This is a genomic window from Bradyrhizobium sp. RD5-C2 (genome assembly GCF_019972155.1).
Classification (GTDB): Bacteria; Pseudomonadota; Alphaproteobacteria; order Rhizobiales; family Xanthobacteraceae; genus Bradyrhizobium.
Window position 1 is genome coordinate 142,312 of record NZ_BOVL01000007.1, and the last position, 20,776, is coordinate 163,087.

The window sequence follows — 20,776 nt, forward strand, 5'->3', positions numbered from 1 at the left end:
TGCGTACTAACAGTTACTTCGGCTGCGGCACGATGCGGATGTAGGGCTTCGGTTCTTTCCAGCCCTGCGGATAGATCGTCTTGGCCTCGTCGTTGCTGACCGAGCCCGCGATGATCACGTCCTCGCCCTGCTTCCAATCGGCAGGGGTGGCGACGCGGTGCGTGGCGGTGAGTTGCAGCGAGTCGATGACGCGCAGGATCTCCTGGAAGTTCCGGCCCGTGGTCATCGGGTAGACCAGCACCAGTTTGATCTTTTTGTCGGGGCCGATGATGAACACGTTGCGGACCGTCTGATTGTCCGCGGGCGTGCGGGTAAGGGGATCGCCCGAGGTCGAGGCCGGCAGCATGTCGTAGAGCTTCGACACGTTGAAATCGGTGTCGCCGATCATCGGGTAGTTCGGCGCGGCACCCTGGGTTTCCTTGATGTCCTCGGACCATTTGGCGTGACGGTCGACCGGATCGACCGATAGGCCCATCAGCTTGACGCCGCGCTTGTCGAATTCGGGCTTCAGGCGGGCGAGCGTGCCGAGCTCGGTCGTGCAGACCGGGGTGAAGTCCTTGGGATGAGAGAACAAAAGCACCCAGCTGCTGCCGATCCAGTCGTGGAACTTGATCTTTCCTTCGGTGGTCTCAGCTTCGAAGTCGGGGGCGACGGCGCCAATCTGAAGTGCCATGATTTTACCTCATCTATTTGATGTTGCAGATAAAATTGTATTTGAGGTGGTCGGTTCCCAGTATAGGACGCAACAAGGCTTAAGTGAAAGGCTTCTGAAAAAAGGTGAGACATTTCTTCTTGAGGGTGGAATTCCAAGCAACTTGTTTTGATCAGTAGTCCTGCGACGAAATATCAGCTGCGGCACAAAAGCTTGGAAATGCCCAGATAAAGCCGCTTATCGCCGTCATCACGCCGGCCCCGGCTGCTATAGGACTGAACCGTGACAGCGTTTAAATCGACCAAATAGCAACCATCTAAAAATCTCGGAACCCAAGTTCCGAATCATTAACCACTCGTTTACGCCCGCATGGAAAAGCTGGCCTCAGATAGGAATTGAAAGCTCCCACAATGTCTACCCCAAGTACCAAGACCGCTGAGGCTCTCAGCGGTGCGTTGCATCCATCCTGCCGCAAGACCGCCGCCCATGCGCTGACCATCGTGCGCGACGGCGTGATCACAGGCGAAGGCCCGACCACCAAGGGCCGTATCCATTTCTCCCGGTCACTCGATGCCGATGATGCTGCCTGGTGCGCGCGCATCCTGACGGCGGCCGCGGTTGAGCATCAGCCGGTCAGCCGGGCGGAGATCGAGGCGCTGTTCGCGATCAACGAGGCGGCTGCCGAGCGCAGCGATGCCGGCCGGTTCGACGACCTGCTCGCCAAGGCGATCGCCCATCATGCCGCGTCCGAGTCCGGCCTGCCGGTGCCGCCGCGCACGGTGGCGCTGTCGCCGGACACGAACATCGATCGCTGGGCGCCGACGCAGGGCACCAAGATGGACACCAAGGTCCTGGAATGGATCGCGGGCCGGATGCGCGGTCAGCGCCGCACCGGCCGCGCGCTCGCGGCGATGGTGGCGACGCTGGTCGGCGCGACTGCGCTGCCGCTCGCAGCCCAGCTGCCCAACGTGTTCGACATCGGGATGATGTGATCGTTCGGGATGATGGTGATCATCCGGGATGATGCCTGTGCATCATCCCGAACCACGACTTCAAGCGAGAGCGGCGGGGATCACTTCCCCGCCGTTTTCTGTTTGCCGCTGGTCTCCTCGAGCCCGAGCGTCCGCCCCGGGAACCCGGCGACGTCGAAATAACGGGTCGAGAGCACGCGCTGGAATTTCAGCACGGTGCGCAGGCCATTGGCCGAAGGCTTCTTCGACATGAGGGTGCCCTCGGCCATCTTCGGCACGATGCCGTTCGGCAGTGCTTCCGACATCACCCGGCCGATCAGCCCGCCATTGTTCGGCGCGCGCAGGCCGAGCAATTGTGCCGCGGTCATGCCGACATCGGCGTTGCTGACCGGCAGCGGATCGACATAGCCCGCCTTGAAGTCGGGGCCGATCGCCGCGGTGAAGTTGTAGGTATCGCCGCGGCTGAAGCTGCCATGCATGCCCTGGCCCTGGCGCAGCACGGTGTCGGCGATCTGCACCGAGCAGTTGGTCGGGATCTCGCAGCCGCTCGACCAGGAGCGGAAGTTGACCACGATCGACGGGTTCGGTGTCACGGCCTTGCCCTTCAAATTGAGGTTCGACATCGGCAGTGTGCCGGGGAAGGTGCCGAGCTTGTCGTCGACAAACAGGCCGCTGACATAGTCCTGCTCAAGCAGCGCCTTGATGACGCGGTCGGCGAGCTTCTTGTCGCGGTTCGGCAGATAGATGAGGTCGGAGCCGCCATTGGTCGCGATCACGACGTCGGGCTTGGTCGGGTCCTGGCCGAGCACGCCGTTGCCGGCCTTCGGATGGGCATTGTCGGCGACCTTGGCGTTCTTGTCGTTGGGATCGAACAGCGGCAGGTTCAGCGCCTTGGCGAGATCGATCGCCAAAAAGCCCATCGGCAGGAAATCCTTCGGCGTGTCGTCATAGGCGACCTTGACCGAGGGGCTGGTCTTGCTTTCCTTCGAGATCGTCGAGAAGCCGTGGTCGGAGGAGACCATGATGTTGGTGTTGGCAGAAAGTCCGAGTTCGTCGAGCGCCTTGCGGAGCTGGGCGAGGTTGTTGTCGGCATTCTTGATGCCGGCCATCGAGGTCGGGCCGTTGATGCCGGGCGTGATGGTGTTGAGGCTGTCGCCGGTGTTGTGCTGGCTGCCGTCCGGATCGCGCGACCAGAACACCAGCACGAACGGCTTGTTACGCGCCTTGAACATCGGCAGCACGACCTTGGTCGCGACGTCGGCCATGTAGGCCTGCTGGGCGACGTTGGCGACCGTCGTGCCGGGTGTCTTGGCGTCGCCGGCCTTGGCATTGTCGCCGCGGCTCGGGGTGGCGAGCGGCAGGCCGGCGTTGGTCAGCGCGTCCTTCATCTCGTCGGAGAGCGGCACGCCGGCCTTGCCGCCGGTGGAATCGTCGACCACGATCGTGTTCTTGCCGCGATCGGTGTGGTCGAACAGCAGGGTCGGACCGAGCTTGCCGATGGCGGCGGTGCTGAAGCCCTGGCCGCGGGCCATTTTCAACAGGGTCTCCTCGTTGAGGTAGTCGCCATTGAAGTGATCGTCGATATCGGCGAGCACGGCGTCGTTCTCGATGAAGGGGACCACGGTGTCGCCGGCGGGCACCGAGGTGTAGCCGGTAAAGATCGTGTTGGAGAAGGTGCCGGTGTCGCCGAGATAGTGGCCGGTCGAGAGCGCCGAGCTGTTCGCCATCGTGAAGGTCGGGAACAGCGAATGCGAATTCTTGAAATGGACCCCCTTTTCGCGGATCTCGGCCATCGCAGGCGCCGTCTGCGGCGTCACGATGCCGCCGCGCAGGCCGTCGGGGACGAACAGGATCAGGTTGCGGGGTTTTGCATTTTGCGCGGAAGCGGCGCCGGCCGAGAGCGCGATCATGCTCGCGGACAGTAATGTAATGGCATGGCGCATTTTGTTATTCCCCCTGATGAAGCCCCGCGGCAGCCCGCCGCAGCTTTCGTTTAGTTTTGCCACATGACAGAAATGTTACAGCGCCCGCCGGGCGCTGTAACTGCCGGATTTTTCTTGGCGACGGCCGGTCAGCCAGCCAGCCGTCATTCCGCGGGCTGAACCGCGGTTCTCTCATTGCGCGCAGCGCTGCCGGCATGCCCGTACCGTGCATAGAGCGCGGGCAGGACGGCGAGCGTGAGCAGGGTCGCGCTGATCAGGCCGCCGATCACGACGGTAGCGAGCGGCTTCTGCACCTCGGCGCCGGTGCCGGTGGCGAACGCCATCGGCACGAAACCGAGCGAGGCCACCAGCGCGGTCATCACCACCGGCCGGAAGCGGGTGAGGGCGCCTTGCTCGATGGCCTCCCGCAACGGCACGCCGCGCTCGCGCAATTGCCTGACGAAGCTCAGCATCACGAGCCCGTTCAGCACCGCAACGCCGGATAGCGCGATGAAGCCGACCGCCGCTGAAATCGAGAATGGCATGCCGCGCAGCCACAGCGCCGCGATGCCGCCGGTGAGCGCCAGCGGCACCGCGCTGAACACCAAGAGCGCATCGCGCGCCGATCCCATCGCCGCCAGCAGCAGCAGGAAGATCATCGCAAAGCAGGCCGGCACCACGACGGCAAGGCGCTGGCGCGCCCCGGCGAGATTCTCCGACTGGCCACCCCAGGTCATCCAGTAGCCGGGCGGCAGCTGCACCGATTGCGTGACCTTTGCCTGGGCTTCCTCGACCACCGAGCCGAGATCGCGGCCGCGGACATTGGCCGTCACCACGATGCGGCGCTTGCCGTTCTCGCGGCTGATCTGGTTCGGTCCCTCGGTAAAGGAGAATTGCGCGACGCGGTTGAGCGGCAGGCTCTGCACCGGTGAACTCGGCGTTGCCTTCGGCAAGGCGACCGGCAGATTGCTCAGCGCCTCGAGATCGGAGCGCACGCTCTCCGGCAGTCGCACCACGATGTCGAAGCTGCGATCGCCCTCGTAGACCACGCCGGCATCCTGGCCGCCGACCGCCGCACCGATCACGTCCTGGACCTCGGAGACGCTGAGGCCACGCCGGGCGATCGCCGCCTTGTCGACCTTGATCTCCAGCACGGGCAGGCCGCCGGCCTGCTCGACCTTGACGTCGGTGGCGCCGCGCACGCCGCGCAGCGCTGATGCAATCTGGTTGGCGGCCTTCTGCATCGGTTCGAACTCGTCGCCGAACACCTTGACTGCGATGTCGCCGCGAACGCCGGCGAGCAGTTCGTTGAAGCGCATCTGGATCGGCTGGGTGAATTCATAGACGTTGCCCGGCAGCCGGCCGACCGCTTTCGAGATCTCCTCGATCAACTGCTCCTTGGTCAGCGACGGATCCGGCCACTCTGCGCGCGGCTTCAGGATGATGAAGGTGTCGGACGCGTTCGGCGGCATCGGGTCGCTCGCCACCTCGGCGGTACCGGTCTTGGAGAAGACGAACGACACCTGCGGAAAGCGGCTGACCGCCTTCTCGACCGAGAGCTGCATCGCCTGCGACTGCGACAGCGCCGTGCTCGGAATCCTGAGCGCGTGCATGGCGATGTTCTTCTCGTCGAGCGAGGGGATGAACTCCTGGCCGAGCCGGAAGAACCCGAACAGGGCGGTGGCGAACAACACGACCGCCAAGGCGATAACGGGCAGGGGCGTCGCAACCGCGCGCCGGAGCAGCGGGCTGTACCCGCGCTTCAATGCGGCAACGAGCCAGTTCTCTTTCTCCCGCACGCGGCCGGTGATGCCGATCGCGATCAGCGCCGGAACCAGCGTCAGCGACAGCACGAAGGCGGCAGCAAGCGCGAGAATCACGGTCAGCGCCATCGGCTCGAACATCTTGCCTTCGACGCCGGTGAAGGTGAGGAGCGGCACATAGACCAGCAGGACGATGGCCTGGCCGTAGAGGCTCGGCTGCACCATTTCCACGGCGGACGCCCGCACCGTCGCCAGCCGTTCGTCGCGCGTCAGCACGCGGCCGAGCGCATGCTGCTTCTCGGCGAGATGACGCAGGCTGTTCTCGGTGATGATGACGGCGCCATCGACGATCAGGCCGAAATCCAGCGCACCAAGGCTCATCAGATTGGCGCTTATGCGGCCCTGAAACATGCCGATCGCCGTCATCAGCATGGCGATCGGGATCACCAGTGCCGTGATCAATGCCGCGCGGAAATTGCCGAGCAGCACGAACAGCACCGCGACCACCAGCAGCGCGCCTTCGCTGAGATTGCGGGCCACCGTACCGATGGTCGCATCGACCAGCTGGGTGCGATCGAGCACGGTCTCGACTGCGACGCCTGCCGGCAAGGAGGGCGTGATCGCGCGCAGCTTGGCATCGACCGCGGCCGATACCGTGCGGCTGTTGGCGCCGATCAGCATCAGTGCGGTGCCGACCACGACCTCGCGGCCGTTCTCGCTGGCGCTGCCGGTGCGCGTCTCGCCGCCGATCGAGAGCGAGGCGAGGTCGCGGATCCGGACCGGGACGCCGCCGCGGGTGGTGACGACGACGGCGCCGAGCTCCTCGATGTTTTCGAGGCGACCGCCCGAGCGGACCACGAATCCTTCGCCGTTGCGCTCGATATAGCGCGCGCCGCGGCTGACATTGTTGCTCTCGATCGCTTTGGCGACGTCGGCGAAGGTGAGGCCGAGCGCGATCAGCTTCGCCGCATCGGGATGGACCTGGTACTGCTTGAGATAGCCGCCGATCGAATCGACGCCCGCGACACCAGGCACCATCTTGATCTGCGGCTTGATGATCCAGTCCTGCACCGTGCGCAGATAGGCGTCCTTCTCGACCTCGCCTTGCAGCACCTGGCCGTCCGCCGTCAGGAAGCGGCCGTCGCTCTGCAGACCCGGCGCGCCGTCGGTCTGCACCTTCTGGCCGGAGTAGTGGACGGTCCACATGTAGATTTCGCCAAGACCCGTCGTGGTCGGGCCAATCCGCGGCTCGATGCCTTGCGGCAGGCGCGCGCGAACCTCGGTCAGGCGCTCGCCGACTTGCTGGCGGGCGAAATAGATGTCGGTGGCTTCGCTGAACACCGCTGTGATCTGCGAGAAGCCGTTACGGGAGAGCGAGCGTGTGCTCTCGAGTCCCGGCGCGCCCGCCAGCGCCGTCTCGATCGGGAAGGTGATCTGCTTCTCGATTTCCGCCGGCGACAGCGCCGGGGCGACGGTGTTGATCTGAACCTGCTTGTTGGTGATGTCGGGCACTGCGTCGATCGGCAGCCTGGTCAATGCGAGGCCGCCGAGGAACATCAGCACCGCCGCCAGGGTGACGACCACCCAACGCCGCTGGATCGCCAGACCGATGATGCGCTCAATCATGGCCGTGCTCCGCTTCGTCCTTCTCGACCTCGGCCTTCAATGTAAAGGTGTTCTGCACCGCGATGGTCTCGCCGGCGGCAAGACCCGCGACGATTTCGATGTCGTCGTCGTCCTCGCGACCGGTCCGCACCGATCTCGCCTCGAAGCCGTCGGCATCACGCACGAATACGGTCGGCGTGCCCTTGATGGTTTGAATGGCCTTCTTCGAGACCATCACGGTGGACGGCGCGCCTGACAGTGGGACCTCCGCGGTGACGAAGGTGCCCGGCTTCCAGCGGTGCTCCTTGTTGGGCATGGTCGCGATCACACGGGCATTGCGGGTCTCGCGGTCGAGCAGGGGGCTGACGAAGATCACGCCGGCATTGGCTTCATCCTCGGTGCCGATGGCGCGGATCTTGACCGAAACGCCTTCGCGGACCGCGCCGATGTCTTCGGGCGACACCGCCAGATCGACCCAGATGTCATCGAGATTGACGATGACGTAGAGCTCGCTTTCCTGGCCTTCGCGCCCGATCAGTCCGCCGAGATCGACCCGTCGTTCGGACACCCGGCCGCTGATCGGTGCGCGCAGGAACTGCGTCCGCAGGCTTTCCGGCGGCTGGTTCGGCAGATCGGCGATCTCGCTTTCCGACAGACCCAGCGCAAACAGCTTCTGCCGCGCGCCGTCGAGCTTGATCTGGGCGTCGTTCGCGGTCAGCCGCGTGCGCAGGAACTCGTTTTCCGAGACGATGCGGGTCTCGACCAGCGTCTTCTGCCTGGCATAGAGAGTTTGCTGGAGATCGTTGGTGAGCCGCGCGGCGAGGTATTCGCTTTTGGCGTCGGCGACCTCGCGGCTTTCGATCGCAGCGACGATCTCGCCTTTCTCGACCACGTCGCCGAGACGCTTGCGCAGTTCCGTAACAGTCCCGAGCACGCGCACGGAGACGCGGCCAATGTGGTCGGCGTCGGGGATCAGCGATCCCGGCGCGAGGAAATGCCGCTTCAGCATGCCGCCGCTGGCTGGCGCGAGCGTGATGCCGGATTCACGAATCTGGTCTTCGCTCAGCTCGATATGTCCCGGAGCCTCATGCGTGGCCTCAACCTTCGGTACGCCGGTGACCGCAGTCTCCTGCGTCGTGGCCGGGAACTTGACCGGCCAGCCGATCCATCCGGCCGCCAGCATGATCAGTGCAATGCCGGCAGCCACGCCGGCGAAAAATAGAACAACCCGTTTCATATGCGCCTCTCCGCAGCGCATGCCGATGGCCCTGCGCTGTTGCGACATCGATCTGTGCGGAAGCGTGCGCGCTACCGGATGGCAGCGGCGTACGGCCGGTCATGCCGACCGGATCAGGCGCGGGGTGGTTTGAAGGGGGAGAGGCGATCGGCCGACGCCGGCAGCCTGATGCTGCTGTCGTCATAACTATGCGGCGCATAAGCGATCGGGAATGCCGTCTCCTGCGGCGCCACCGAGGCGACGTGCGTCAGGCAGTGATCGCCGTGCAGTGCGGCCGGATGCGCGGGAGCCTTGCCGCCGGTGTCGTTGATGGACTGTGCGATCGAGAAGCTCGGAGCCGCATCGTCATCGCCGTCGAAGGCCCAGCCGTGGAAGAACGACAGCACCAGCGCAAGCGAAATCAGCCCCGCAAGCAGGCTGCGCCAGCGGCGCGATCCTGTTGCATGAGTGGAAGGCTGAATCATGGTGCGCGAAGCGTCCATGGGCTCTAATTAGCGCCGCGACCGCGCGCATTCAAGTTCAAGTCCGCGACAGATTAGCCGTGGATACTATAACGTTACACGCTTTCAGCGGTTCGGCGCATCAGCCAGCGGCGCGCGGCGACGACGGCCCAGATCGCTTCGACCAGGCCGAACGGCCAGGCGCCCTGCAGGAAACCGTAGGCCGAGCCGAGCGCGCAGGAGATCGCGAAGGCCAGGATGAACCACGGGCTGCGATCCTCGGCTGCGTAGCAGACGAGCATCATGGTCACGGCGAACAAACCGAACAGCGTGAGCGCATCCATTCCGCAGCAGGACTCCTGTTGTAACGCCGTTGATATCTGAGCATGCTTGGGTTGGAATATCCATCCAGCGTCGCCGCCCGAAGGGATTGCCCCATGAAGCGCATGCATGTTCACGTCGCCGTCAAGGACATCCAACAATCGGTCGGCTTCTACTCGGCGTTGTTCGGCGCCGAACCGACGGTCGTGAAATCCGATTATGCCAAATGGATGCTCGACGATCCCCGCGTCAACTTTGCGATCTCGACCCGTGGCCGCGAGCCGGGGCTCGATCATCTCGGCATTCAGGTGGAGAGCGCCGAGGAGCTCGGCGAGGTCTATGGCCGGCTGCGTCAGGCGGGCGGCGAGGTGATAGAGCAGGGCCAGACCGTGTGCTGCTATGCCAGGTCCGAGAAGTCGTGGATCGATGATCCCGCGGGGATTGCGTGGGAGACCTTCCATACGATGGGTGAGAGCATCGTCTATGGCGACGGCAGCGGCGAGCGGACCGCGCGCGTCGCGCACGAGAAGCAGGATACCAAGCAGAGCGCCTGTTGTACGCCGCAGCCGCAGGCCGCGCCGCCCGAGGCTTCAGCCTGCTGCGGATCCTAAGCTCGAGGCGATCGTAGAGGCTTGCGCCGAGACACGGCCAGGGCAGCCGTCGCGTCGGCGCAGCCGGCTACCGCTGTAAGCAAATGCTTAATGCCTGCGACATATTATCTCAGCGACGACTCCCCTCCGTGCTAACAGCCCCCTAACCATGCGGCTTTTGCCAATCAAGGATCCTGAGCGGTCCTGGCGTCTCATCAAGGCACAATGGAAGAAGGACGCTGAAGGCGTCGGAGAGGATTTTGCCACCTTTGGCGGCATCGGTGCCTTTGAAGCGCTGACCGCCAGGGAAGGTGACAGTCAGGGACTGTATCACCTGACCGACGGCGAACGGGTTCACGCGGTCTGCCAGGTCAGGCGTCTCCTGATGAGCCGATACACGTCGCCGGCGCTGAGCGCGCGTTTCGTCAATGTGTCTCCGATCTACGATCTCGGCCTCGCCGATATCGGCGATTACGCGCAGATGCTCGTGGCGCTGTTCTCCGGCGTCGTCTGGCTGTCGCGTGACGCGCTGGCGGCCAGCCACATCCGGTTTCTCCTCAAGAGTCCGGGCGACTCGCAATTCTTCGCCGCGCTCAAGGCCGCGACGCCGTTCTCGCCATTCTCGAAGTTCAGCATCGAGGGCGCGTTGATCGAGTGCAGCCTGAAGGAGGCCTGAGCGGTCGCGTCCTGAGGATGCCCGTGCCGATCTCGCTCAGCTACTCATCCACCTTAACAGTCCGATAACTGACTTTCCTAACGAGCCCTTGGGTTGTGTTCCCTTAGAAGGGCACCCGCAGGGGCAGGAAAATGTCGGTTGTGTCAACGAACAGCGTGAAGCCGGAGCACCGGCGGCTGTCGATCAAGGGTGTGTTGCGCGCCACCAGGATGGGCGCCATTCAGTGGCTCGTCCTGAGCGCAGCGCTGCTGGTGCTCGCCATCACGCTCGGCACCGGCTATCTCGCGCTGCAGTTTCGCGAGCGCGCGCTGGAGATGTCCGAACGCGAGCTCAACAACACCGCGCTTCTGCTGTCGCGACATTTCGACCAGCAGCTCAGCGACCTCCAGCATGTCCACGACGACATCGTGAACTATCTGCGGTCGGAGCAGGTCGAGACCGCCGATCAGTTCGAAAAGAACATGTCGCTGCTGAGCGCCCACGAGATGCTGCGCACGCGGCTGGCCGCGCTGCCGCATGTCGGCGGGCTCAATCTGTTCAATGCCAAGGGATGGCTGATCAACTCGTCCGAGATGTGGCCGGTGCCCGACATCAGCATTGCCGAACGGCGCTATTTCCAGGAGTTCACCTCGGGACGGCCGACGTCGCCTGTCATCGTCGAGCCCGCGATGAGCAAGGTGACGGGCAACTGGACCACGATCTTTGCGCGCAAGATCACCGGCCGCAACGGCGAGATCATCGGCTTTGCAAGCCGCGGCGTCGAGCCCAGCCATTTCGAGGATTTCCTCGCTTCGCTGGCGCTGAACGGCGACACCGTGATTTCGATGATTCACCGCGACGGCACCATCATCGCGCGCTATCCGCAGGATACCGAAGTGATCGGCCGCAACATCATCAACCTGCCGGTATTCCAAAAGGGCATCAGCTTTGGCGGCAACACGTCGGGACGGTTCGTTGGCGCTTCTGGTGAGGAAAACGTCGGTGCGGTCAGATCGCTGTCGCATTTTCCGATCCTGATCCTCGCCACCACGAAGACATCGAGCGCGCTCGAGGACTGGCGCGCCCAGACCAAGCTGCAATTCTGCGCGGCCGTGTTGGCGGTATTGGTCATCAGCTTCGCGGTCTTTTTGATCGTCCGCCAGCTGCAGCGGCAGCACGACGCGGCAAGCCGCCGGCTGTCCGAAAAGAGCCAGCATCTCGACACCGCGATCAACACCATGACGCAGGGGCTCCTGCTGTTCGATGCCTCGGCGCGGCTTGTGATCTGCAATCAGCGCTACATCGACATGTTCGGCCTGTCGCCCGATGTCGCCAAGCCCGGCTGCGATCTGCGCGATCTGATCCTGCATCGACAGGCGCTCGGTTCATTCATCGGCGATGTCGATGAATACTGTGCGCGGTTCACCAATCCCAGGGGTGACGAAATCCGCGACTCGGTGATCATGACGCCCGACGGCCGCAGCATCCGCTTGATCTACAAGCGCGCTCCTGACGGCGGCTGGGCCACCACGCTCGAGGACGTCACCGACGGGCGGCGTGCGCAGGCGCAGATCGAGTATCTCGCGCATTACGATGCGTTGACCAATCTGCCGAACCGGACGCTGTTCCAGCGTCACGCGGAAGAATTGTTGCGCGAGGCTGTCGTCCGCGAGTTCGCGATCCATTACATCGATATCGATGAGTTCAAGCGGATCAACGACACGCTGGGTCATCCGATCGGCGATGAATTCCTGAGACGCGTCGCCGAAAAGCTGCGCCAGTCGGTCGGATCAAACGACTTCATCGCGCGCCTCGGTGGCGACGAGTTCGCGATCGTCCAGCATGACATCATGTCGGATGACGACGTCAGCGATCTGGTCGCGCGTGTCTATCAGTCACTGCGCACGCCGTTCGACTGCCACGGTCATTGGCTGTCGAGCGACGCCAGCATCGGCATTGCGATCGCCCCGCGCCACGGCTCCGACCTGTTCGGCCTGCTCAAATGCGCTGACCTCGCCATGTACGTGGCCAAGGCCGCCGGGCGCAGGACCTACCGCTTCTTCGATCCAGCGATGGAGAAGCAGGCCAATCTGCGCCGCGCGCTGGAGGCCGATCTGCGAACTGCGTTGGCGGAGGACCGTTTCGAGCTGCACTATCAGCCGCTGGTCGACCTGCGCAGCGACGAGGTGACCGGCTGCGAGGCGTTGCTGCGCTGGCGCCATCCGGTGCGCGGCATGATCTCGCCTGCGGAGTTCATCCCGGTCGCCGAGGAGACCGGGCTGATCGAGGAGATCGGCCAGTGGGTGTTGCGCACCGCCTGCATCGAGGCGGCGGCCTGGCCGGCGCATGTGCGCCTGGCGGTCAATGTGTCGCCGATCCAGTTCAAGTCGGAGACGCTGGCGCTGAAGGTTGCAAGCGCGCTTGCCGAGAGCGGGCTCGACCCGCGCAGGCTCGAGCTCGAGATCACCGAGGCGGTGCTGATCGCCGACGACGATGCGGCGCTGGTCACGCTCGGCCAGCTCCGCGCACTCGGCGTCCACATCGCGCTCGACGATTTCGGCACCGGCTACTCGTCGCTGCAATATCTGCAGCGCTTCCCGTTCGACAAGATCAAGATCGACCGCAGCTTCGTCAAGGAAGTGACCCGCAACAGCGGCTCGGCCTCGATCATCCGCGCGGTGGTCTCGATCGCCGCCGACCGCAACATGATCACGACAGCCGAAGGCGTCGAGACCGATCAGCAGCGCGATACCGTGCAGATGCTCGGCTGCACGCAGATGCAGGGCTATCTGTTCAGCAAGCCGGTTCCGGCGCAGGACCTCCGGAGGCTGCTCGCGGCCGACAGCGCCGAGGACGCCGCCTAAGCGGCTCTCGCTGAAAAGTTCCAAAAATCGACCTGCCGACCTGTCGGGCGCGGAACCGAAACCGTGGAACCGCGTTCCATTGCGGGGCTCGACCGGCAGGCAATCAATGAAGACCGCAATAACGTCCGCGGCCATGCTGTTGTTTACCTCGTGCATGGCGAACGCAGAGAGTGGCCTTGCGTCCTATTATCATGGCATCGGCAGGAGTGGCGAGATGACCTGCGCGCATCGCAAGCGGCCGTTCGGCAGCATGGTCACGGTGTCCTACCGCGGGAAATCGATCCGGTGCCGGGTCAATGACCGTGGGCCGTTCATTCGCGGGCGGATCATCGATGTCTCGACCACGGCGGCCCGCGCGCTCGGCATCCTTCAGCTCGGCGTCGCGCACGTGGAGATCGAGTAGCGAACGGCGGGCAGCGGGATCAGGGTTTTGAGGCGGTCGCCCGCTGCTCGGCGATCGCCTTGCGGAGCGTGCGCGACAGCGCCTCGACCGAATAGGGTTTCTGGATCAGCTCGAAGCCGCTATGCGCGTTCTCGGCGAGCACGTTGCTGTAGCCACTGGTCAGCACCACCGGCAGGCCGGGAAAGCGATCGCGGATCACGCCGGCGAGCTCGACGCCATTCATGCCGGGCATGATCACGTCGGAGAACACGAGGTCGGCGGCGAACTCGTTCTCGGAGAGGATCGACAGCGCCGCGTTGGCATTCGCCGCGCGCTTGACCGAATAACCGAGATCCTCGAGCAGCTCCGTGGAGAACTGGCCGACATCGTCGTTGTCCTCGACCACGAGGACGCGATAGCCGCGGCCGATCGAGGCCTGCTCGATGCCGGCACTGGCCGCGACCTTGGCGTCCGCCGGGCGCATCGCCTGCGGCAGATAGATGGTAAAGGTCGCGCCTTGCCCCGGCGTAGAGGTCACTTCGATGTCGCCGTCGGATTGCTTGACGAAGCCGAAGGCCTGGCTCAGGCCGAGACCGGTTCCCTTGCCGACCTCCTTGGTGGTGAAGAACGGTTCGAAGATCGCGTCGAGATTTTCCGGCGAGATGCCGGTGCCGGTATCCTGGATCGAAACCGTCACGAAATCGCCGCTGCGCGAGGCCTGGGCGCGCAGGGCAGGGATGTGCTTGACCTTCCTGACGCCGATCGTCAGCTGGCCCTCGCCGTTCATGGCATCGCGGCCATTGACCGCAAGATTGATCATCGCGGTCTCGAACTGGCCAATGTCGGCGATCGCAAAGCAGTCGGGATCCTCGATCCTGACCTCGATGTGAATCCGCGCGCCAGCCAGCGGGCGGATCAGTTGCACCACGCTGTCGACCTGCGTTCCGACATTGAACACTTCCGGATTGAGCGGTTGCCGGCGGGCGAACGCCAGGAGCTGCGCGGTGAGCTTGGAGGCCCGCTCGACGGTCTCGGAGATCGCGTCGATATAGCGGCGTCGCCGCTCGTCCGGCAGCTCGCGGCGGCGCAGGAAGTCGGTCGCGGAGCGGATGATGGTGAGCAGATTGTTGAAGTCGTGCGCGACGCCGCCGGTGAGCTGGCCGACCGCTTCCATCTTCTGCGACTGCCGCAGCGCTTCCTCGCCGAGGCGCCGTTCGGTGATATCGACGGCCTCCGGCACCGCGCCGACGATGGTGCCGTGCTGGTCCTGCAACGGGCGCATGGCGAAATCGAAATACCGCTCGCCGATCGGCAGCTGCAATTGCAGCTCGATCTTGACGTCCTCGCCGCGCATCGCGGTTGCAAAGGCATTCTGGATCACGCGCGGCATGCCGTCGGTCGCGGTGAACCAGGGCGTATCCCAGAACGGCTTGCCAACGACATCCGCCGCCTCGGCGCGGATGCCGGCCAGCGCGGTCTGGTTGCTGTAGAGCAGGCCGCCATCGCGGTTGAGCAGCATCTGGTATTGGTGGCTGGTTTCCAGGATCGCGCGGGTCTGTGCTTCGCGGGATTCGAGCTGGGCGGTGCGCTCCAGGATGCGTCGCTCCAGCGACTCGTTGAGCTTGCGCAGCTCGATCTCGGCTTCCTTGGCCGCCGTGATGTCGTGGGCGACGCCGATGAAGCCGATATGCTTGCCGTTCGGGTCCCAGCGCGGTTGCGATTCCGAGCGCAGCCAGCGCCAATCGCCCGCGGCGTTGCGATAGCGTGCCTCGAGCACGAACGGCTTGAGCGACAATTCGCCGGTGATCTGCTCCTGCAGGATGTTCGGCAGATCATCCGGATGCAGCGCCTTGCGCCAGTCGAACACGACCGCTTCCTCGAACGGCAGGCCGAGGAAATCGAGATACGCCTGGTTGGCGAACGAGCGGGTGCGGTCGAGCTTGGTCACCCAGATCGGCACCGGCGCGCTGTCGGCGATCAGGCGGAAGCGTTCCTCGCTCTCGCGCAGGGTTTCCTGCGCCAGCATCTGATCGGTGACGTCGAGATCGGCACCGACCAGCCGCAGCGCACGGCCGTTGCGATCGCGGTCGATCTTGGCGACGACCCGGATCCAGCGGCTCTCGCCGTCGTTCGGGCGGATGATGCGGTACTCGGCGGTGTAATCCTCGCCGCCGGCCTTGAGCACGCCGAACAGGTGGCTGATGGTTCGTTCGCGATCGTCGGGGTGGATGCGCGCGACCCAGTTCTCGTAGGTCTCGTTGACCTCCTCGGGAGGCAGGCCATGCACCAGCAGATATTCGGGGGAGCGGCGGTTGCGCACGCCGTCGCGGAAATCGATCTCGAGCCCGCCGACCCGCGCGATGCGCTGGATCCGTGCCAGCTCGGCCTCGCGCTCCTGAAGCTCGCGATGGGCGCGGTCGCGTTCGCGCGCGATCTCCTCAAGGTGCTGCCGCAGCCGTTCGGCTGCCGCAGCTTCGGGAAGCACATCAGCGGGATCGGGTGGGGTCATACGCGCCGGCAACCTCTCGGCGCAGTTTCACACAGGAAGCGGCGGTTTTTCCAGCGCGATTTGCGGCGATCACTCGCCCGTCACTTGCCCCTCATTTGCCTTTGGGCGGACGGCAATTATAGGCCCTGCGGAACCCGGCGGCCTGCGCGTCCTCCTCGGAGCAGAACCAGCGATCCGGATTGCCGAGGCCCGGGTAACTGCGGCACGCCTGCAAATGATAGATGCCGACATTGCCGGTGACGCGGGCGCGGACGGCATACTTGCCCTTGATATTGCAGCTTGCCGGCATCGGCAGGTCGTCCGGGAAGAGCGCATTGCGGATCTGCGTGTCACGGTCGGCCGGGCAGGCGTTGCCAAGCAGGGCGCCGTCCTTCTTGCCGAGACGAAAATCGCGCGGCGCCACGAAGCAGCCCTTCCACAGTCCCGCACGACCGTCCTTGGCGGTGGCTTGATCCGGCTTGAATCGGCCAGTGGCCGATGTCTCGACGTTGAGCGCGTAGCCCTTCTGCACCATCACCTGGCTGAGGCTGGTCGGGTCACCCTCGAGCTTGCAGACGCCGAGGCGGCGCTTCTTGAAGGTCGGATCGACGCCGATATCGTCGCAATGAATCGGCTTGCCGCCGATCAGCTTTGTGAGCTGGTCGCGCGCTTCAATCCCGCAGGTCCAGACGTCGGCGTGCTCGTCGATGCAGAGCTGGTCGGCCGCCGGCGCGTCGATGCCGTCGAGCCGATAGACCGTGTTGCCGAGCTGAAGCGTGCCGGCGTCCTTGACGATCGCCGTGGCCGAGGGGCCAGCGGTCGCAGACAGGGCAGCCGTTGCGGAGAGGACAGCGCTCGCGGACAGGCATGTCAGGAGAAGCGTCGTGATGACCGGATTGCGAAACCGCATTTTCTCACTTCAGATTTTTGGCGGGCAGCCGAACTTCTAGCACAGGCAGGTACGATCCAACCAAGGCCTGTTCGCACGAGATGCGTGCGCGCCGTCACATCCCGATCGGCATTCCGCGACGTAGAACGGCCGGACACTGCCATCGATAAGGATGCTGATATGGCCGAGTTCATCATCAACCTCATTGCCGATGTCATCACCGACATCTGGACCCTGCAATGCCTCGCGCGCTGGCGGCGGAAGAGACCAACGGCGCCTCAGGAAACAGCTTCCGAGCAAAGATCCGATTGACTTCATGAGAACAAAATAGGAACATGATGTGCCACCTGAATCCCGGATGCCCCATGATGTCTGCACGGCCCGAATCTGATGACGATGACGGGCTGGAAGCGGCTGTCGATCAGGCGATTTCCGCCTGCGGCGGCAATTTGCGTGCGACCATCCGGGCGCTGATCGTGGCCAATGAATTCCTGGAGAATGAGGTCAGCGAGCTGATGAAGGCCGTCGCGAAGGCGCATTCGCTCGGCCGCTTCAAGACCTATTCGGGCTGAAACACCCCTCAGGCTACCGCCAAGGACTGGGCAAGGATTGGCCACGCCGGGGCCGGGTCTGCATTTGCCTCCGGGGCATTTTGCTGTACCACGGAGCGGTTACGCCCAATCGCCCGTGCCGGATTGCGCGGGGAGGAATCCTGCCCAAAGCCCAAGCAAGAAGAGCATGTTCAAACGAATCCTGATCGCCAACCGCGGCGAGATCGCCTGCCGGGTCATCAAGACTGCGCGCCGTATGGGGATTGAGACGGTTGCCGTCTACTCCGAGGCCGACCGCGACGCGCTGCATGTCGAGATGGCCGACGACGCCGTGTTGATCGGCCCGCCGGCCGCGGCCGAGAGCTATCTTTTAATCGACAAGATCGTCGACGCCTGTCGCAAGACCGGCGCGCAGGCGGTGCATCCCGGCTACGGCTTCCTGTCCGAGCGCGAGGCGTTTCCGCGCGCGCTGGAAGCCGCCGGCATTGTCTTCATCGGCCCGAACCCCGGCGCCATCGCCGCGATGGGCGACAAGATCGAATCCAAGAAGGCCGCGGCCAAGGCCAAGGTCTCGACCGTGCCCGGCCATCTCGGTGTCATCGAGGACGACAAGCACGCCGTCCAGATCGCCGACGAGATCGGCTATCCCGTGATGATCAAGGCCTCCGCCGGCGGCGGCGGCAAGGGCATGCGCATCGCGCACTCGAAGGGCGAAGTCGCCGAAGGCTTCAACCTCGCCAAGGCGGAAGCCAAATCGTCGTTCGGCGACGACCGCGTCTTCATCGAGAAATTCATCGTCGATCCCAGGCACATCGAGATCCAGATCCTCGGCGACAAGCATGGCAACGTGATCTATCTCGGCGAGCGCGAGTGCTCGATCCAGCGCCGCAACCAGAAGGTCATCGAGGAAGCGCCGTCGCCGCTGCTCGACGAGCAGACCCGCCGCAAGATGGGCGAGCAGGCGGTCGCGCTCGCCAAGGCCGTGAACTACGATTCGGCCGGCACGGTGGAATTCGTCGCCGGCCAGGACAAGAGCTTCTACTTCCTGGAGATGAACACCCGCCTGCAGGTGGAGCATCCCGTCACCGAGCTGATCACCGGCATCGACCTTGTCGAGCAGATGATCCGCGTCGCGGCCGGCGAGAAGCTTGCGCTCGCGCAGAAGGACGTCACGCTGACCGGCTGGGCGGTCGAGTCCCGCGTCTATGCCGAGGATCCGTTCCGCAACTTCCTGCCGTCGATCGGCCGCCTGGTGAAATACCGTCCGCCGGCCGAGGCCAGCCATGACGGCATCACGATCCGCAACGACACCGGCGTGCAGGAGGGCGGCGAAATCTCGATCCATTACGATCCGATGATCGCCAAGCTCGTCACCCATGCCCCGTCGCGCGCCGCCGCGATCGAGGCGCAGGCGACTGCGCTCGACGCTTTCTATGTCGACGGCATCAGGCACAACATTCCGTTCCTGTCGGCATTGATGAACCATCCGCGCTGGCGTGAGGGCCGGCTCTCGACCGGCTTCATCGCGGAGGAATTCCCGAAGGGATTTTCGGCGCGTGCGCCCGAGGGTGAGATTGCGAGGCGGCTCGCGGCGGTCGGCGCCGCGATCGATCACGTGCTTGGCGAACGCAAGCGGCAGATCTCCGGCCAGATGGGCGGGCGCGTGGTGCTGCGCGAGCGCCGCCGCGCGGTGTGGCTCGATCGCGCCGAGATCGCGCTCGACGTCGCGCGCGAGGATGACGCCATCGCGGTGCGCTTCATTGGCACCGACGGGCTGCCCGGCAATCCGCACAATCTGGTGTCGAGTTGGGTGCCGGGCGAGCCGGTCTGGCAGGGCACCATCGACGGCAATTTTGTCGCCGTGCAGGTGCGCGCCATCAACAACGGCTTCCGCCTCGCGCATCAGGGTTTTGAGGTGCCGGTTTATGTCTTCACCGAGACCGAGGCGACCTCGGCGCAGCTGATGCCTGTGGTTTCGGCCGCCGACACCGGCAAGAAGTTGCTGTGCCCGATGCCCGGGCTCGTGGTGTCGATCGCGGTGACCGAGGGCCAGGAGGTCAAGGCCGGCGAGACGCTCGCGGTGGTGGAAGCCATGAAGATGCAGAACGTGCTGCGCGCCGAGCGCGACGGCACGGTCAAGAAGATCCACGCCGCCGCCGGCGCCACGCTCGCGGTCGACGCGCTGATCCTGGAGTTCGCATAAAAGAGCTCCGCCTTCGCGAAGGCTCCGGCGGACCAGTCGTCGCCGGCGCTCTCGCAAGGACGAACAAGGAGTCAGAGACATGGCCTTCCGCAAGCGCCGCGAAGCACTGCGATCGATTCTGAGCGGATCAACCTGCATTCGCCCGGGCTCGGTCTATGACGCGACCTCGATCCGGATCGCGGAAGATCTCGGTTTCGAGCTCGGCATGTTCGGCGGCTCGGTGGCGTCGCTCGCCGTGCTCGGCGATCCCGATATTGCGCTGATCACGCTGACCGAATTCGCCGAGCAGGTACGCCGGATGTCGCGCGCGTCGACCCTGCCTGTGCTGGTCGATGCCGACCACGGTTACGGCAATGCCCTCAACGTTCGCCGCACGGTTCAGGAGGTCGAAGCCGCCGGTGCCGCGGGCCTCACCATCGAGGACACGTTGCTGCCGCAAGCGTTCGGTCAGGCCAAGGCGCAGCTGATCTCGCTCGATGAAGGCGTCGGGAAGATGAAGGCCGCGCTCGACGGGCGCAGCGATCCGTCGCTCGTCATCCTGGGCCGGACCGGTGCCGTCTCGATCACTGATCTCGATGACGCGGTCATGCGTGCCAAAGCCTATGAGGCGGTCGGCGTCGATGGACTGTTCTTCACCGGCATCAAGTCGCGCGAGGAGCTTGAAGCGCTTTCGGCCGCGACGACACTGCCGATCGTGCTCGGCGGCGCGCCGGAAGAGATGACCGCGCTGGATTATCTGGCAAGCCAGCGCGTCAGAATTGCGCTGCAGGGCCACGCGCCGTTCGCGGCCGCAACCCAGGCCGTCTACGAGACGCTGAAGGCGCTGCGCGAAGGCACTTCGCCGAAGCACCTCAAGGGCGTCGCCTCGTCCGAACTGACCGGACGGGTGATGCGCGAGGCGGAGACCAAGGCGCGCAGCGGCGAGTTCCTCGGTCTGAAGAAATGAGCGGCGTGATCCGCCATGTCACGATCAGCGGCCGTGTCCAGGGCGTCGGCTATCGTGCCTGGGTGGACGAGCAGGCGAACGCGCGCGGCCTCGAAGGCTGGGTCCGTAACCGCCGTGACGGCAGCGTCGAGGCGGTGTTCGCCGGAGCCGACAACGTTGTCGCCGACATGATCTCTGCATGTGGCCGCGGACCGTTCTCGGCGCGGGTCGATGCCGTGCACGCCGGGAGCGGCACTTCCGATCTTTTGAACCAGCGCCGGGCAGGGCAGCGGTTCTCGGTCCTGCCGACGGTCTGAC

At 64.6% G+C, this 20,776-nt stretch carries 18 protein-coding genes; 10 read left to right on the top strand and 8 right to left on the bottom strand.

Going from position 1 to position 20,776, the window contains the following annotated elements; all coding sequences use genetic code 11:
* Positions 1 to 13: 13 nt before the first annotated feature.
* On the bottom strand, positions 14 to 673 hold the full coding sequence (locus tag BraRD5C2_RS06200; RefSeq protein WP_097675150.1) for a peroxiredoxin: 660 nt from the start codon (positions 671 to 673) through the stop codon (positions 14 to 16).
* 389 nt (positions 674 to 1,062) lie between these two features.
* Between BraRD5C2_RS06200 and BraRD5C2_RS06205 the strand changes: the two genes are divergently transcribed.
* Positions 1,063 to 1,644, top strand: coding sequence for a hypothetical protein (locus tag BraRD5C2_RS06205; protein ID WP_223967427.1), 582 nt, complete (start codon positions 1,063 to 1,065; stop codon positions 1,642 to 1,644).
* Positions 1,645 to 1,724: 80 nt separating this feature from the next.
* Here the strand turns inward: BraRD5C2_RS06205 and BraRD5C2_RS06210 are convergent, their stop codons facing one another.
* The 5 genes from BraRD5C2_RS06210 to BraRD5C2_RS06230 form a co-directional block, all read right to left on the bottom strand.
* Positions 1,725 to 3,566 carry an alkaline phosphatase family protein gene (locus tag BraRD5C2_RS06210; RefSeq protein WP_223967428.1) on the bottom strand — a complete coding sequence of 614 codons (1,842 nt, stop codon included), beginning with the start codon at positions 3,564 to 3,566 and terminating at the stop codon, positions 1,725 to 1,727.
* 143 nt (positions 3,567 to 3,709) lie between these two features.
* The gene (locus BraRD5C2_RS06215) at positions 3,710 to 6,934 is read right to left on the bottom strand and encodes an efflux RND transporter permease subunit (protein ID WP_223967429.1); all 3,225 of its coding nucleotides are present in this window, start codon (positions 6,932 to 6,934) and stop codon (positions 3,710 to 3,712) included.
* Positions 6,927 to 8,150, bottom strand: coding sequence for an efflux RND transporter periplasmic adaptor subunit (locus BraRD5C2_RS06220; RefSeq protein ID WP_223967430.1), 1,224 nt, complete (start codon positions 8,148 to 8,150; stop codon positions 6,927 to 6,929). Before BraRD5C2_RS06220 ends, BraRD5C2_RS06215 begins: the two co-directional genes overlap by 8 nt.
* 113 nt (positions 8,151 to 8,263) lie before the next feature.
* Positions 8,264 to 8,614: a hypothetical protein gene (locus BraRD5C2_RS06225; RefSeq protein ID WP_223967431.1), complete on the bottom strand. Its 351-nt coding sequence runs from the start codon at positions 8,612 to 8,614 to the stop codon at positions 8,264 to 8,266.
* A 92-nt stretch (positions 8,615 to 8,706) separates the two neighbouring features.
* A complete protein-coding gene (locus tag BraRD5C2_RS06230; protein ID WP_223967432.1) occupies positions 8,707 to 8,934 on the bottom strand; it encodes a hypothetical protein in 228 nt (75 codons plus the stop codon).
* A 93-nt stretch (positions 8,935 to 9,027) separates the two neighbouring features.
* On the opposite strand from BraRD5C2_RS06230, the gene BraRD5C2_RS06235 reads away from it, so the two are divergent.
* The 4 genes from BraRD5C2_RS06235 to BraRD5C2_RS06250 all read left to right on the top strand — a co-directional run bounded on the left by BraRD5C2_RS06235 (position 9,028) and on the right by BraRD5C2_RS06250 (position 13,423).
* Positions 9,028 to 9,522 carry an ArsI/CadI family heavy metal resistance metalloenzyme gene (locus BraRD5C2_RS06235; protein ID WP_223967433.1) on the top strand — a complete coding sequence of 165 codons (495 nt, stop codon included), beginning with the start codon at positions 9,028 to 9,030 and terminating at the stop codon, positions 9,520 to 9,522.
* Between the two features lie 148 nt (positions 9,523 to 9,670).
* A complete protein-coding gene (locus tag BraRD5C2_RS06240; RefSeq protein WP_223967434.1) occupies positions 9,671 to 10,177 on the top strand; it encodes a hypothetical protein in 507 nt (168 codons plus the stop codon).
* A 131-nt stretch (positions 10,178 to 10,308) separates the two neighbouring features.
* Positions 10,309 to 13,020 carry a bifunctional diguanylate cyclase/phosphodiesterase gene (locus BraRD5C2_RS06245; RefSeq protein WP_223967435.1) on the top strand — a complete coding sequence of 904 codons (2,712 nt, stop codon included), beginning with the start codon at positions 10,309 to 10,311 and terminating at the stop codon, positions 13,018 to 13,020.
* A gap of 106 nt (positions 13,021 to 13,126) precedes the next feature.
* Entirely contained in the window at positions 13,127 to 13,423 is a 297-nt protein-coding gene (locus tag BraRD5C2_RS06250) for a septal ring lytic transglycosylase RlpA family protein (RefSeq protein ID WP_223967436.1), read from the top strand.
* 19 nt (positions 13,424 to 13,442) lie between these two features.
* On the opposite strand, the gene BraRD5C2_RS06255 is transcribed toward BraRD5C2_RS06250, so the two are convergent.
* The gene (locus tag BraRD5C2_RS06255) at positions 13,443 to 15,911 is read right to left on the bottom strand and encodes a PAS domain-containing hybrid sensor histidine kinase/response regulator (protein ID WP_223967437.1); all 2,469 of its coding nucleotides are present in this window, start codon (positions 15,909 to 15,911) and stop codon (positions 13,443 to 13,445) included.
* 91 nt (positions 15,912 to 16,002) lie between these two features.
* Positions 16,003 to 16,800, bottom strand: a complete 798-nt coding sequence (locus tag BraRD5C2_RS06260) for a thermonuclease family protein (RefSeq protein ID WP_223967438.1) — start codon at positions 16,798 to 16,800, stop codon at positions 16,003 to 16,005.
* A 159-nt stretch (positions 16,801 to 16,959) separates the two neighbouring features.
* Here BraRD5C2_RS06260 and BraRD5C2_RS39370 point away from each other — a divergent pair, with 159 nt between their 5' ends.
* The 5 genes from BraRD5C2_RS39370 (at position 16,960) to BraRD5C2_RS06280 (ending at position 20,775) form a co-directional block, all read left to right on the top strand.
* On the top strand, positions 16,960 to 17,091 hold the full coding sequence (locus BraRD5C2_RS39370) for a hypothetical protein (RefSeq protein WP_263009971.1): 132 nt from the start codon (positions 16,960 to 16,962) through the stop codon (positions 17,089 to 17,091).
* A 53-nt stretch (positions 17,092 to 17,144) separates the two neighbouring features.
* Positions 17,145 to 17,351 (top strand): hypothetical protein, encoded by a 207-nt coding sequence (locus BraRD5C2_RS06265; protein WP_223967439.1) that lies wholly within the window; start codon positions 17,145 to 17,147, stop codon positions 17,349 to 17,351.
* A 166-nt stretch (positions 17,352 to 17,517) separates the two neighbouring features.
* Entirely contained in the window at positions 17,518 to 19,533 is a 2,016-nt protein-coding gene (locus tag BraRD5C2_RS06270; RefSeq protein ID WP_223967440.1) for an acetyl-CoA carboxylase biotin carboxylase subunit, read from the top strand.
* Positions 19,534 to 19,612: 79 nt separating this feature from the next.
* On the top strand, positions 19,613 to 20,479 hold the full coding sequence (locus BraRD5C2_RS06275) for an isocitrate lyase/PEP mutase family protein (protein ID WP_223967441.1): 867 nt from the start codon (positions 19,613 to 19,615) through the stop codon (positions 20,477 to 20,479).
* On the top strand, positions 20,476 to 20,775 hold the full coding sequence (locus tag BraRD5C2_RS06280; protein ID WP_223967442.1) for an acylphosphatase: 300 nt from the start codon (positions 20,476 to 20,478) through the stop codon (positions 20,773 to 20,775). Before BraRD5C2_RS06275 ends, BraRD5C2_RS06280 begins: the two co-directional genes overlap by 4 nt.
* The last annotated feature ends 1 nt before the right edge of the window (position 20,776 follow it).

Excerpts from the sequence above, each read along its gene's own strand:
- BraRD5C2_RS06200 (WP_097675150.1), bottom strand. The coding sequence starts at position 673 with ATGGCACTTCAGATTGGCGCCGTCGCCCCCGACTTCGAAGCTGAGACC.
- BraRD5C2_RS06205 (WP_223967427.1), top strand. The coding sequence starts at position 1,063 with ATGTCTACCCCAAGTACCAAGACCGCTGAGGCTCTCAGCGGTGCGTTG.
- BraRD5C2_RS06210 (WP_223967428.1), bottom strand. The coding sequence starts at position 3,566 with ATGCGCCATGCCATTACATTACTGTCCGCGAGCATGATCGCGCTCTCG.
- BraRD5C2_RS06215 (WP_223967429.1), bottom strand. The coding sequence starts at position 6,934 with ATGATTGAGCGCATCATCGGTCTGGCGATCCAGCGGCGTTGGGTGGTC.
- BraRD5C2_RS06220 (WP_223967430.1), bottom strand. The coding sequence starts at position 8,150 with ATGAAACGGGTTGTTCTATTTTTCGCCGGCGTGGCTGCCGGCATTGCA.
- BraRD5C2_RS06225 (WP_223967431.1), bottom strand. The coding sequence starts at position 8,614 with ATGATTCAGCCTTCCACTCATGCAACAGGATCGCGCCGCTGGCGCAGC.
- BraRD5C2_RS06230 (WP_223967432.1), bottom strand. The coding sequence starts at position 8,934 with ATGGATGCGCTCACGCTGTTCGGTTTGTTCGCCGTGACCATGATGCTC.
- BraRD5C2_RS06235 (WP_223967433.1), top strand. The coding sequence starts at position 9,028 with ATGAAGCGCATGCATGTTCACGTCGCCGTCAAGGACATCCAACAATCG.
- BraRD5C2_RS06240 (WP_223967434.1), top strand. The coding sequence starts at position 9,671 with ATGCGGCTTTTGCCAATCAAGGATCCTGAGCGGTCCTGGCGTCTCATC.
- BraRD5C2_RS06245 (WP_223967435.1), top strand. The coding sequence starts at position 10,309 with ATGTCGGTTGTGTCAACGAACAGCGTGAAGCCGGAGCACCGGCGGCTG.
- BraRD5C2_RS06250 (WP_223967436.1), top strand. The coding sequence starts at position 13,127 with ATGAAGACCGCAATAACGTCCGCGGCCATGCTGTTGTTTACCTCGTGC.
- BraRD5C2_RS06255 (WP_223967437.1), bottom strand. The coding sequence starts at position 15,911 with ATGACCCCACCCGATCCCGCTGATGTGCTTCCCGAAGCTGCGGCAGCC.
- BraRD5C2_RS06260 (WP_223967438.1), bottom strand. The coding sequence starts at position 16,800 with ATGCGGTTTCGCAATCCGGTCATCACGACGCTTCTCCTGACATGCCTG.
- BraRD5C2_RS39370 (WP_263009971.1), top strand. The coding sequence starts at position 16,960 with ATGGCCGAGTTCATCATCAACCTCATTGCCGATGTCATCACCGACATC.
- BraRD5C2_RS06265 (WP_223967439.1), top strand. The coding sequence starts at position 17,145 with ATGATGTCTGCACGGCCCGAATCTGATGACGATGACGGGCTGGAAGCG.
- BraRD5C2_RS06270 (WP_223967440.1), top strand. The coding sequence starts at position 17,518 with ATGTTCAAACGAATCCTGATCGCCAACCGCGGCGAGATCGCCTGCCGG.
- BraRD5C2_RS06275 (WP_223967441.1), top strand. The coding sequence starts at position 19,613 with ATGGCCTTCCGCAAGCGCCGCGAAGCACTGCGATCGATTCTGAGCGGA.
- BraRD5C2_RS06280 (WP_223967442.1), top strand. The coding sequence starts at position 20,476 with ATGAGCGGCGTGATCCGCCATGTCACGATCAGCGGCCGTGTCCAGGGC.